The following is a 12,341-nucleotide window of genomic DNA, read 5'->3' as shown; positions in this document are numbered from 1 at the left end:
CTCTAAGCCTCACTTCCAATTTCTTGTTTAACCAAATTCCTGTCATAAACTTTGAAAAATGGATAATAAATTAAACCGCCAACGACAAAGAGAAGTAATAATAAAATTATTGAACTGATTGCGGGACTGACGATCCAAGTGACAAAAGGAAATGGGATATACCACATTTGCATTAACGAATGGGGTATTGGAGAAAGTCCTGCTTTAAACCATAAAGCAGTGATTAAGGGAAGGGCAAAGCCATTAATCCACAACGGAATCATTAAATAAGGATTCCAAACTATTGTGCCAAACACAACTGGTTCATTGATATTAAAAATAGTTGGCAAAACGCTGGCTTTGCCAAGAGCTTTTAGACGATTTGATTTCGCTAAAAATAACATCATTAATACTAGTGGCATGGTACAACCAATACCACCAATCCAAGGAAAACTATAAATAAGTTCACTGGTAAAGATATGTGTAACTGCATGTCCAGAACTAAATGCTTTAGCATTAGCGGCTATACCAGCAAGCATTACAGGCTGATCAATTGCAGCTAACACCCATCCTGAAATACCCATTGAATAGATAAAGCACGTGAAAAAAAGAAATAAGGAGAAACCCCACCAAGTATCTAGTGAAGTAGTTAAAGGGGCAAAAATATTAACAATTAATTGATAAAAATTAAAATGTAATATATTTGTTAGTAACCATCCTGTTGCAATCACGACCGTGATTGGCAACATGGAATCAAACCATGCGGTCACAAAGTCTGGCATCGAGGTATCATCACTAAAAAAACTAAATTTACCAAACAGTTCCATAATTAAAGAAACGTAAATTCCTTCAATTAAAGCTACAAACATGCCTCCTGCACCCAGTTCGGAAAATTGATATGATATCATACTGCCTGTTTTATCCCATGACGGGTTAGCTAACATCAAAAAAAGTGCAACTGAAGATAAGCCCGCAATTATTCTTTGCTTATTAATCTTTTTAAATTCCATAAAATTAAACGGTACTAAAAAAGCAACGAAGATTGAAGTTAAGCCAAAAGTAAAACTATTGATTGGTGACAAGTCTGGCCACCATTTCCAAAAATTAGTTGGAATATTTAATAGAGTTATCAGTGAACCAACAAAAATAAATGGCAGCACTTCCAATATTGAATTTTTAATTGTCACAATCCACTGATTATTTGCAATTTTTTGCGCTCTGGGAGCAAACTTATCATTTAAAAAATTCATGAAACTATTCATTTTTAAGACTCCTTTCTTATCCTACTGTTCTAATTCTTTTTCCAAATGTTCTATTGCACCCTTACCATCTAGGATTGAATAGTAATCTGGCTTCATCAAAATAACTTTTACATTCTCAGGTACCCTACTTTTTATTGCATTAAATTCAGCTTTCAAGTGAGGTCCAACCATTAATGCATCAATATCGTTAGCATAATCAGATAATTCTGCTTCACTCCTAGCTTGAATTTTAATGTCTAAACCAGCTTTTTTCGCGGCTTTGCGCATATTTGCGGCCATAAAACCAGAAGATGCACCTGAACCACAAATCAATAAAACTTTCTTACTCATAACGTTTTTCCTTTCTAAACAACATTTTCTACACCTCTATCATGACAAATTTTTGAAAATGCTTAAATTAAAGATTTGCACTAGAGAGGTGAAAAAAAGAGTCTGGGGAAAACAGTGCTCTTTGAAGTTAAATTAAAAAATTTCACAATTTAAAAAGGCTGACAAATCAACGTTTTATTGACGTGATTTGTCAGCCTTTTTAGTTAGGTTAGAGTTTTTTCCCAGACTCTTTCGATATTTATTTTTGATTTTATTTCAATTTCTTCTCAAGTCTGAATAAGTTTAAATAACTGAGCAAAATTATCACACTGACAAAAGTCAAAAATAAGAATGCTTCCTGACTCCCCTGGGCTGTAAGTGCTGCGTAATTACCAGGTCTTTTTTGCCAAGATGAAATAATAGCTGCCATTACTGTAGTTCCCATTGATCCAGCATACTGTTGACCCGTTTGAAAGACTGCAGTCGCATCGGTATGCAATTCTTCTGGTTGCAATTTTGAGGCTTCAGCCATAGTGTTATTAAACGCCATCTGGCGACCAATAATCATAATGCCATAAAAAACACCGACCATTAGCGTACTAATTTTCAAACTAAACAAAGAAAAAAGCAAACAAGCCGTTAAGCAGAATACTGTTCCAGTAAGTAGGGGCAATGGTGCACCCTTTTTATCATAAATATGACCAAACCAAGGGTTTAAAATGCCACTGATAATACAACCGGGAAGTAAAACCAAGCCACCGATTAAAGAACTGGCATGATTAACAATTTGCACATAATTAGGTACCGCAAAGCTGGTGCCAATATTGATAAACTGTAATAAGAGATAGGAAATCATGGCAAAAATAAAGGGTTTATTTTTGAAAATACTCAAGTTTATCAGTTTCTTTTTACTTGAGCGTGACAATTTTATAAACGTATATACTAAAATTGTCACGATAATCATGCTGAACCAAAAACCAAGATCTGTAAAACCATTGCTGATGCGGTTAAAACCCAAGTTGAAAATTACCATTGCACTGGCTATAACAATGTAACTTAACCAGTCAAAACTAGGATGCTTTTTCTCATGATATTGTTCTACAACAAATAAACCTAAAATCATAATAACCACAGCAATTACTGCTACAATTTCAAAAATTAATGGCCAGCCAAAATAGTAAACAACCGTGCCACCAAATGTGGGGCCTAGAGATGGTGCAAGGATAATGACTAAGCCTGTTAGTCCCATATAAAAACCCCATTTTTCTTGCGGCATTAGTTCTACAACCATATTAAACATTAATGGTATTGACAATCCTGCTCCAATTGAAGAAATTATCCGACCTGCAAGTAAGATCCAGAAATTAAAGGCAAAAGCAGCTACAATTGAACCGGCAATGAATGCAATTGCAGCAGTTAAAAACAGTTGTCTTGCTGAAAAACGGTCGTTTAAATACGAGCTTGCAACCATAATCACAGAAATTGTTAGTAAATACCCTGTTGTCGTCCACTGGACTAATCCTAAACCAATGTGAAATTGTTTCATCAATGTGGGAAAAGTAACGTTTAAACTTGTTTCTGTCAAAATGGAAACAAAAGCCATTAAAGCACAACTGATAATTGCCAAAACCCGCTTGGGTGTTTCTTTCTTTTCTGCCATAAAATTAAATCTCCTTAATAAAAAAGGCTAAAAGCCAAAAACTTTTACCCTTTCCATAATGGTTAATATGAATAAATACAATGTACAGGATGATATGTCTTTTTCTAATATAAACATATCTCATGTAAAGTAAGCACATATTTATCTTAATCTTATTTTAAAATAGTTTCAATAATTAAAAATTATTTTTCCTGCTTAAATCTATTTGCTAGGTCATCGTGTAATTCTTCGTAACCTGGTTTATTAAGTAAACCAAACATGTTCCGTTTATATTCTTCAACACCAGGTTGGTTAAACGGATTAATGCCATTAACGTAGCCAGAAACAGCAATTGCCAGTTCGAAGAAGTAAATTAAGTAACCTAAAGTGTGTTCTGTTTGATCAGGAATATTAACTGTCATAACAGGAACACCACCATCAGTATGAGCAAGAACAACGCCTTCATAGGCACGCTCGTTTACAAAGTTTAAGCTTTTGCCAGATAAGAAATTTAACTGGTCTAAATTACGATCATCAGAAGGAATTTTGACATCATTTGCCGGATTTTCAACTCTAATAACTGTTTCAAAAAGATTTCTGCGGCCTTCTTGAATATATTGGCCCAAAGAGTGCAAGTCAGTCGTAAAGTTGGCACTTGCCGGCCAAATACCTTTATTATCCTTTCCTTCTGACTCTCCCATTAGTTGTTTGCACCATTCACTAAACATTCTTAAAGTTGGTTCATAGTTTTCAACAATTTCAGTGGTATAACCTTTGCGATAAAGAATATTACGCAAAGCAGCGTATTGATAAGGGGTCGCGTTATTTAAATCCGTATTGGTATACTCTGCTCTGGCATCAGCAGCACCTTTCATTAACTGGTCAATATCGGCTCCAGAAACTGCAATTGGCAACAAACCAACAGCTGACAAAACGCTGTAGCGACCACCAATATCATCCGGCACAACAAATTCTTCATAACCTTCGGCATCTGCTTCAGTTTTTAAAGCGCCTTTAGCACGATCTGTTGTAGCAAAAATTCTATTCTTAGCCTCATCTGCGCCATACTTTTCAATTAATTTATCTTTAAAAATACGAAAAGCAACGGCTGGTTCAGTAGTAGTACCAGATTTAGAAATAACATTAACACTAAAGTCCTTTTCACCAAGCCATTCAATCAAATCATGTAAATACGAACCAGATAATGAGTTGCCACAGAATACAACAGTAGGATATTTTTCTTTACCCCTGCCATAGAAGGCTCCATTTAAAAACTCAATAGCTGCTTGAGCGCCTAAATATGAACCGCCAATACCAATACAAACTAAAACTTCAGAGTCACTTTGAATCTTTTGGGCTGCTTTTTTGATTCTGGCAAATTCCTCTTTGTCATAATTAACTGGCAAATCAACCCAACCCAGAAAATCATTGCCTGCACCTGAACCATCTCTAAGTTCCTTGTCGGCAACGTTAACTAAAGCTTGCATCTCGCCTAGTTCATTATCATGAACAAATGGTGTTAGTTTTGTGCCATCAAATTTAATTAAACTCATAAACACGCTCTCCTTACTGAATTAAATATTTATTTCACAAGAATATTTTAGCAATCTTAATTTACAAATACCAGTGCTTTTAGTTAGTTTTACGCGTCTTTCTCCTGATTATCATTACAAGCCAGTAGCAGAAATATCCAATTACCGTTCCACAACTGTTAAAGAACACATCATCAATATCGGTCACGCCAGTTTCCAGTAAAAACTGCATCCCTTCAATAAATACTGAAAAAATGATGCCGGCCAAAACAACACGCCAGAAAGTTTGTTTTTTTGAAAAAACAAAGGGTGACAAAAAGCCAAATGGAATAAAGCACAAGATATTGCCTAAAGAATTGTATACAAAGTCTAGCCTGCTCGGAGCATGATACATTTTCCAAGTTTCCCTTAAGAAGACAAAATTTATTTCGTTTAAAGGCCTGTGCAGATTAAGCGTCAGGTTCCAGGGAAAATAAGTATTACGAAAAGTAGTTAACATCAGTACTAAAATTAAATAAAAAGCAAATAACCATACTGACGCCTCGGACTTAATTGTACGCCGACTTCTAATAGTCATTAGCCAGATTAAGCGTATTACCATAAAAAACAGAAAATAAAAGATAGTTTTATCAAGTGCTAGTACAATTAGCTTAATCAAAGCAAAATGATTAATTTTAGTAGCATAAAGTTGCGAAAGCAGGTTATATAGTGGTCCTAAAAATATCATTCTGATTCAATTCCTAAAATATAGTTCATTTAAATTATACTCAAGTTTCCGCAATTAATTATTAAAAAAGGTCTAACAAAACGGAAAAGATTGTCTAAAAGCACAGAAACTTTTAAAATAGTCTGATAAGGGAGAGTTCATATTGAATAAAAAAAATCTGACCAACTTCATTCAGACTCGCATAGGCTTTTTCTGCCTTCTGCTTGTGTTATTTGCGCTCAAATACATTTTTGCAGCCTATCATGATTTCAATTTGGGTATTTCAGATCCTTATCAACATATTATCATGTGGCTAAGCCCTGTTGGTAGTGCAATTTTACTCATGAGCATTGGATTATATTTTTCCAAGCCTCTTGTTTCATATTGTGCAATGATCCTGCTTGATGTAGCAAATTCTGGACTGTTATTTGCTAATGTTCTTTACTATCGCCAATTTTCCGATTTTATTACGGTGAAGACCATTACTAATGCTGGTAAAGTTGCCCCTGGCTTAGGAAAAAGCGCAGTCGCATTGCTTCAACCTTCTGACTTATTATTGTGGCTTGACCTTATCATCATAATCATATTACTGCTTGCTCATAAAATCAGAATTGATCAAAAATCCTTTGGCCTTCTTACACCATTTGCTGTTACATCAGTTGGCGCTCTGATTTTAGTGCTGAATGTCTTTTTGGCTGAATCTTCTAGGCCACGATTGTTAGGTACCACTTTTGATCGTTCATACATTGTTAAATATCTTGGTATTGATACCTACACAGTTTATGACGCCGTAAAAAATGAACAAACTGAGCAGGTAAATAAGAATGCCAATACAGCTGATTTAAATAAAATTTTAGCTTATACCAAAAAAAATAAATTACCAGTAAATACAGAATATTTTGGTAAAGAAAAAGGTAAAAATGTAATAATAATCCATTTGGAAAGCTTTCAGCAGTTTTTAATTGATTTAAAAATTAATGGTAAGGAAGTTACGCCCTATCTCAATTCACTTTATCACAACAAACATACATTAAGTTTTGCCAATTTTTACCACCAAGTAGGCATTGGCCGCACCAGTGATGCAGAAAACATGCTGGAAACCAGCACTTATGGTATTTCTGACGGGTCTTTGTTCACTGCCATGGGCAGCTCAAATACTTTTCAGGCTGCACCGCAAATTTTGCGTCAACATGGCAACTACACTTCTGCTGTATTTCATGGCAATGTCGGCACATTTTGGAACCGTGATGATGTTTATAAAAACATGGGCTATAACTATTTCTTTGATCAAAATTATTTTAGTCATGATAAAAATGATCATATTGGCTATGGCATCAAAGATAAAATTATGTTTGCTGAAAGCATCAAATATTTAGAAAGGATGCAGCAGCCTTTTTATACTAAATTTATTACCGTCACAAACCATACTCCCTTTGACATGGATGAAGAAGATTTGGATCCGAGTTTTAAAACTAGTGATACATCAGACAAATCAATTAACAATTATTTTGAAACTGCTCATTATCTGGATCAATCTATCCGCGAATTTTTCAAGTACCTGAAGAAATCGGGTTTGATTAAAAATACTATGGTTGTGATCTATGGAGATCATTATGGATTAACTAATTCTGAAAATGAAACCTTGGCACCAATTGTAGGTGAAAGCTCTGATACTTGGAATGCCTATAATAATGTCCAAATGCAGCGTGTACCTTTTATGATACATGCTCCGAATTTAAAGGGAAAAATCAAACAGGAAGTTTCAGGTGAAATAGATGTATTGCCGACTTTGCTCCATCTTCTGGGAATTTCAAATCGTAACTATATTCAATTTGGCAGTGATCTGCTAGCTCCAAAATATCGCCCCTGGCTTACTTTTAGGAACGGCACTATTGTTAGTCAGAAATACGTTATTATTGGCGGCAAAGGCTTAAAGGGCGTTGTTTACGACCGCAAAAGCGGCAAGCAGATCATTAATTTTACTGAACAAGAAAAATATGAAATTACAAAACTGGCAAAAGAAGGCAAAAAGTCACTTAAATACTCCGACTTATTAAATAATCATAATTTATTGCGTTTTTACACTCCTAGTGGTTTTAAACCCGTTGACCCCACACAGTTTGACTATTTAACCAATTATATACAAATAGAAGACCTCCGGCAGCAATTAAAAAATAAATCCACTGCACTTATAAGCAAACAGCGCAAATCTACTACCAGATTATACAAAACGGATGCTACAGAACTTAAAGGTCGTGAAGAAGAAATTACAACAATTCCAGAATCTGTTTCTGGCAATCATTTAACTGAAAAGCAGACTAAACCTAGTAAAAATCACAAAAAGTCATATAATTAAGAAATAAACATAATTTTTTAATTTTGGAGGATAAAATGAAATTTTTTATAATTTTAGTGCTGCTTGTGTTTTTTTTACTCTCTTGCTGCCGAGTCGTCCCGCAAAATAATGAAGGTTTAATAGAAACATTAGGCAAATATTCCAGAACCGTAAAAGCTGGTTTAGTGCTAATCATCCCCGTAATACAGAGGTTGCGTAAAGTTTCCTTGGCAATGTTTCCGGCAGAAATTTCAAAATATTCAATTATTACTAAAGACAATGCAGAAATTACTACCAGCTTAACCTTAAATTACTTAGTAACTGATTCCTATAAGTATTTTTACAATAATACAGATTCAGTTAAATCAATGGTTGAGCTTATCCGTGGCCATTTAAGGGACATTATTGGACGGATGGATCTAAATGATGCTTTAGGCTCAACAAGTAGTATTAACAGTCAGCTCTCAGATGCTATTGGTGATTTAACGGACATTTATGGCATTCGTGTAGTCAGAGTCAACATTGATGAACTTTTACCTAGCACCGAAATTCAAAAGGCCATGGACAAACAGCTAACTGCCGATCGTGAAAAAATAGCTGCTATTGAAAAAGCTGAAGGTGAAGCTAAAAATATTGAACTGACTACAAAGGCTAAAAATGATGCTTTAATTGCAACGGCTAAGGCTAAAGCTGAAGCTGTCAAAACAGAAGCTGAAGCTGAAGCATATCGGATAGATCAATTGCAAGCCAGCCTGGCTAAAGCAAGTGACGGCTACTTTAAAAATCAGAGTTTGGACAGTTTCAATAATTTAGCTAAGGGACCTAACAATCTAATTGTAGTTAATAAAGATGACCTTACGAATTTGGGAAGCATTCCTGCGACTGCAAAGATCTGGCATGAGGCAACAAAAGAAAGCGAATAAATTCTGCAAAACAAAAATCATTTCCGAACTTGGAAATGATTTTTTTAATTTTCGAGGTATTGTTCATATCCACGATCAAATAAAATAATTGTAAATTCAGCCCCCTGATTTATTTCTGACTGCACACTTATTTTGCCACCATGTTGTTTGATCAAAGAAGAAACTATTGACAAGCCTAAGCCATATTCTCCTTTGCCAGAGCGGCTACGAGAAGGATCAGCTTTAAAATATCTTTCAAAAACATATTTGATTTGTTGTTGATTCATCCCAATACCATTATCCTCAACAACAATAGTTGTTGCATGAGCAACGCGGTAGCCACTTATTTGAATTTCGCCATCAGAAGTAAACTGAATTGCATTCTGAACCAAATTAACCATTATTTGAGTAAAACGATCTTTATCAGCATAGATAGGCAAATCTCTTGGTGCATTGATAGTAATTGTGTCATTAACCTTGGCAGCATTTTGTTTAAGCTGCATTGTCACATCGTCTAGCGTTTTTCTAGCATTAAAAGTGGTTTTAACTAGGTTTATTTGATTATTACGAATTTTTTCATAATCCAAATTTTCGTTAACTAACCTGATCAGACGCTTAGTTTCCCTATTCATTAAGGCAATAGATTTAGGCTTTGCTTTATCAGGAATGGCATCATATTGCAAGCCCTCTAAAATACCATTAATAGTAGTCAGAGGGGTTCGCATTTCATGAGCCGCATCAGCCATAAATTGATCACGCCTTTTTTCTTGCTCCTTAAGCTCTTGGTTTGATTTTTTTAAAGCGCGAACCATTTGATTGAAATTATCAGCAAGCTGAGTTATCTCATCATTTCCGCTATAGCTTGTTTGGACATCAAAATCACCAGCAGCAACTTTTTTAGTGGCAAGTGATAGCTTTTTTATTCTGTCAGTTGCATAAAAAGAAAGAATAAAGCTAAGCATCAAACCCACAATTATTGCCGAGACAAGAGCACTAAACAAATTTTGCTTGGCTATTGTCACCGGTCTTTCAACCTTGGCCACCCGGACTCCTAACCAAATTGCCCCAATAAATTTGCCTTTGTCTTTCCACGGTAAAAGGACACCAGTACAGGCATCCTTTTTATGCCCCAAGCTGGAAAGTGCTTCATTATTATTTTTGATGTGAAGTTTCTTTCCCTGCTTTAATTGCAGAACCCTCTTTGAAGTTAGGTGGATGTCGTCATTTTTCTCAGGATAAATCTGAGCACCTTGCTTATCAAAAACACTAAGATACACCCTATCACTATGGAGGACGAATTCTAATTTATGCAAAAATTTGAGGTTTAACATGGCCGAGCCCTTTTTTTCATCGCTTGCGGCTAGTGTGCCTAAAGCTGAAGCAAAATCTTCCATTCTCTGATAATTATATTCATATGATTGTTTAGTTGTATTATTTATTTCAGAAAAACCGATTATTGATACCGTAGTAAGAATGATTAGTAAAAAACTAAGCATATGCTGATAAATTAACTTCATGTTAAAACCTACGAATCATCAAACTTATAGCCGACGCCCCAAACGGTTTGGATAACATTTGCACCTACTTTTTCCAATTTTTGGCGCAATTTTTTAATATGTGCATCCACGGTGCGATCTTCACCATAATAATCATAACCCCAGACAGACTCTAACAATTGTTCACGAGAAAATACTTGTTTGGGCTTCTGTGCCATGGTATAGAGTAAATCAAACTCTTTAGGTGTAATATTTTCAACATATTGACCATCATAAAGCACCTCACGCCGGCTTTTAGAAATTTTTATGTGATCAGTTTCGACATCAAATTTTTCAGTATTTTTTACCGCTTTCGTTTGTTCCTGCTTATCATCAATTCTAATCCTACGTTGTAAAGCCTTGATGCGGGCTATTAAAGCTAGTGGACTAAATGGTTTAGACACATAGTCATCAGCACCAGCATTAAATCCTTGGATTTGCTCTTCTTCACTGCTTCTAGCAGTCAACATGATAATTGGTATGGTAGGTGAAATTGCACAAACTTCTTTAGCAACTTCTATGCCATCTTTTTTTGGCAAGTTAAGATCTAATGTTATTAAATCATACTGATCTGGATTTTTAGCAAACATTTTAACGGCTTGTTCTCCATCAGTTGCAATATCCGTGGTCCATCCTTCTTTTTCGAAGAACATCTCCATCATTTCTGCAACTGACTGATCATCCTCGACCATTAAAATTTTCAGTTTCATTTTCGGTCCCTAAATCCTTTTGTTCTCTCCTTTTTTACTTTGTCAGGATCTATGTAATCTGCTGGCAATTCATGACGTTTTTGCAAAAAGCTTTTTAAACTTTTTTCCGTAGCCATGATTGGAAAGATAATGAAAAGATAAAATGTCAGTAGCCAAAGTAAAAAATATCGATCCCATTTAAGTAAATGGATTCCAATCCCTAATACTAATTGGATTAAACCAAATATAATAAAATAGCAACTTGCCTTATGCTGAGCAAATTTAAAACTAGCTTTATTAACTTGGGCCAAGTAGGAATAATAACTATAAAATGGACGTGGTCTTTTGGGAGGCGATATCAGCCATAACAGTCCAACTACCATAATAATCGAACCGCATGCAATATAAATCATTCTCTTTTCCTTTCCATCTTAAGACTTAAGAATTAATCCTGATTGCCAGGAGTAGAAATAACCATTTTCATATTTCCTGAAAATTTAAATTCCTTAATATTATTCGGAATTATCATATTTGTGCCAATAGATAAATTAAAAATTTTATTTTCACACTCAATTGTACCTGAACCATTAATAATTGTTACTAATAAGAAAGGATGCTTATTTAAGCCGGTATGCCACTGGCCGTTTAAATCTATTTGCCACAAATAAAAATGAGGAGACAGTGGCGGCTTAACCAAGGTCTTAATGATGGCATCTTCTTTTTCACTAGTTGTTATTTTAAGTTTAGGATCAACATGAGGTACTTGAGTGACGTCAATAGACTTCTGTGTATGCAACTCCCTTTTTTTGCCAGTTTTTTGATCTACACGATCGTAATCATATAAACGGTAGGTAACATCACTTGACTGTTGCGTTTCAATGACTAAGATTCCTTTAGTCAAAGCGTGAATTGTTCCTGAAGGAACATAGAAAAAGTCTCCGGCTTTAACGGGAACCTTGAGCAATAATTTGTCCCATTCGCCCTTGTGAATCATATCAGCAAGTTCTGAGCGTGTTTTAGCAGTATGACCATATATTAGATATGATCCTGGATCCGCTTGTAACACATACCAGCTTTCGGTTTTTCCACTGTCATTTTCTACTTTACGAGCATATTCATCATTGGGATGGACTTGCACAGATAGATTATCATTGGCATCCAAAAACTTAACGAGAAGTGGAAATTCCTCACTCTTGGGGTTACCAAATAGTTCCGGGTTTTCATGATATACTTTACGTAAACTTTGTCCTTCGAAGTCGCCGTTTGTAATAGTTGAAGCATCATCCTTATAGCCGGAAATAACCCAAGCTTCTCCTACTTTACCATCAGGTACGTCGTAATTAAAAATAGTTTTTAATTTGCGCCCGCCCCAAATTTTGGGTCTAAAATACGGGGTAAGAAAAAATGGCTCCATTATGATCACCTCACTATTAGTTTAATCTTTTAAAGTATA

11 protein-coding genes are annotated in these 12,341 nt (G+C 35.2%); 2 read left to right on the top strand and 9 right to left on the bottom strand.

What is annotated here, in order from left to right; genetic code table 11:
- Nucleotides 1-2: 2 nt before the first annotated feature.
- From ACZ2M0_RS03200 to ACZ2M0_RS03180, 5 genes are all read right to left on the bottom strand, one after another.
- Complete coding sequence (locus tag ACZ2M0_RS03200) at nt 3-1,241, bottom strand: PTS sugar transporter subunit IIC (RefSeq protein WP_490058497.1); 1,239 nt, start codon at nt 1,239-1,241, stop codon at nt 3-5.
- A 21-nt stretch (nt 1,242-1,262) separates the two neighbouring features.
- A complete protein-coding gene (locus ACZ2M0_RS03195) occupies nt 1,263-1,571 on the bottom strand; it encodes a PTS sugar transporter subunit IIB (protein ID WP_490058496.1) in 309 nt (102 codons plus the stop codon).
- Nucleotides 1,572-1,821: 250 nt separating this feature from the next.
- Complete coding sequence (locus ACZ2M0_RS03190) at nt 1,822-3,210, bottom strand: MFS transporter (protein ID WP_490058495.1); 1,389 nt, start codon at nt 3,208-3,210, stop codon at nt 1,822-1,824.
- A 182-nt stretch (nt 3,211-3,392) separates the two neighbouring features.
- Nucleotides 3,393-4,742 carry a glucose-6-phosphate isomerase gene (locus ACZ2M0_RS03185; protein WP_490058494.1) on the bottom strand — a complete coding sequence of 450 codons (1,350 nt, stop codon included), beginning with the start codon at nt 4,740-4,742 and terminating at the stop codon, nt 3,393-3,395.
- A gap of 79 nt (nt 4,743-4,821) precedes the next feature.
- The gene (locus ACZ2M0_RS03180) at nt 4,822-5,448 is read right to left on the bottom strand and encodes a VanZ family protein (RefSeq protein WP_187154381.1); all 627 of its coding nucleotides are present in this window, start codon (nt 5,446-5,448) and stop codon (nt 4,822-4,824) included.
- Between the two features lie 142 nt (nt 5,449-5,590).
- Between ACZ2M0_RS03180 and ACZ2M0_RS03175 the strand changes: the two genes are divergently transcribed.
- Entirely contained in the window at nt 5,591-7,783 is a 2,193-nt protein-coding gene (locus ACZ2M0_RS03175; RefSeq protein ID WP_490058493.1) for an LTA synthase family protein, read from the top strand.
- A 35-nt stretch (nt 7,784-7,818) separates the two neighbouring features.
- Nucleotides 7,819-8,685, top strand: coding sequence for an SPFH domain-containing protein (locus tag ACZ2M0_RS03170; RefSeq protein ID WP_490058491.1), 867 nt, complete (start codon nt 7,819-7,821; stop codon nt 8,683-8,685).
- Nucleotides 8,686-8,729: 44 nt separating this feature from the next.
- Here ACZ2M0_RS03170 and ACZ2M0_RS03165 read toward each other — a convergent pair whose 3' ends face one another.
- The 4 genes from ACZ2M0_RS03165 to manA are packed head-to-tail and all read right to left on the bottom strand — an operon-like array spanning nt 8,730 to nt 12,302.
- On the bottom strand, nt 8,730-10,181 hold the full coding sequence (locus tag ACZ2M0_RS03165) for a sensor histidine kinase (RefSeq protein WP_490058490.1): 1,452 nt from the start codon (nt 10,179-10,181) through the stop codon (nt 8,730-8,732).
- Between the two features lie 8 nt (nt 10,182-10,189).
- On the bottom strand, nt 10,190-10,909 hold the full coding sequence (locus tag ACZ2M0_RS03160) for a response regulator transcription factor (RefSeq protein ID WP_198179474.1): 720 nt from the start codon (nt 10,907-10,909) through the stop codon (nt 10,190-10,192).
- Entirely contained in the window at nt 10,906-11,301 is a 396-nt protein-coding gene (locus ACZ2M0_RS03155) for an SdpI family protein (protein ID WP_223901930.1), read from the bottom strand. Before ACZ2M0_RS03155 ends, ACZ2M0_RS03160 begins: the two co-directional genes overlap by 4 nt.
- Nucleotides 11,302-11,333: 32 nt before the next feature.
- The gene (manA, locus tag ACZ2M0_RS03150; protein ID WP_490058489.1) at nt 11,334-12,302 is read right to left on the bottom strand and encodes a mannose-6-phosphate isomerase, class I; all 969 of its coding nucleotides are present in this window, start codon (nt 12,300-12,302) and stop codon (nt 11,334-11,336) included.
- Between the last annotated feature and the right edge of the window lie 39 nt (nt 12,303-12,341).

The organism is Lactobacillus sp. VURO6/B1 (VP7) (genome assembly GCF_058139575.1).
Note: the sequence above shows the minus strand (reverse complement) of the source record. Positions and strands in the feature narration are given on the sequence as shown.

Coding starts and splice junctions, on each gene's coding strand:
- ACZ2M0_RS03200 (WP_490058497.1), bottom strand. CDS start 1,241: ATGAATAGTTTCATGAATTTTTTAAATGATAAGTTTGCTCCCAGAGCG.
- ACZ2M0_RS03195 (WP_490058496.1), bottom strand. CDS start 1,571: ATGAGTAAGAAAGTTTTATTGATTTGTGGTTCAGGTGCATCTTCTGGT.
- ACZ2M0_RS03190 (WP_490058495.1), bottom strand. CDS start 3,210: ATGGCAGAAAAGAAAGAAACACCCAAGCGGGTTTTGGCAATTATCAGT.
- ACZ2M0_RS03185 (WP_490058494.1), bottom strand. CDS start 4,742: ATGAGTTTAATTAAATTTGATGGCACAAAACTAACACCATTTGTTCAT.
- ACZ2M0_RS03180 (WP_187154381.1), bottom strand. CDS start 5,448: ATGATATTTTTAGGACCACTATATAACCTGCTTTCGCAACTTTATGCT.
- ACZ2M0_RS03170 (WP_490058491.1), top strand. CDS start 7,819: ATGAAATTTTTTATAATTTTAGTGCTGCTTGTGTTTTTTTTACTCTCT.
- ACZ2M0_RS03165 (WP_490058490.1), bottom strand. CDS start 10,181: ATGAAGTTAATTTATCAGCATATGCTTAGTTTTTTACTAATCATTCTT.
- ACZ2M0_RS03160 (WP_198179474.1), bottom strand. CDS start 10,909: ATGAAACTGAAAATTTTAATGGTCGAGGATGATCAGTCAGTTGCAGAA.
- ACZ2M0_RS03155 (WP_223901930.1), bottom strand. CDS start 11,301: ATGATTTATATTGCATGCGGTTCGATTATTATGGTAGTTGGACTGTTA.
- manA (WP_490058489.1), bottom strand. CDS start 12,302: ATGGAGCCATTTTTTCTTACCCCGTATTTTAGACCCAAAATTTGGGGC.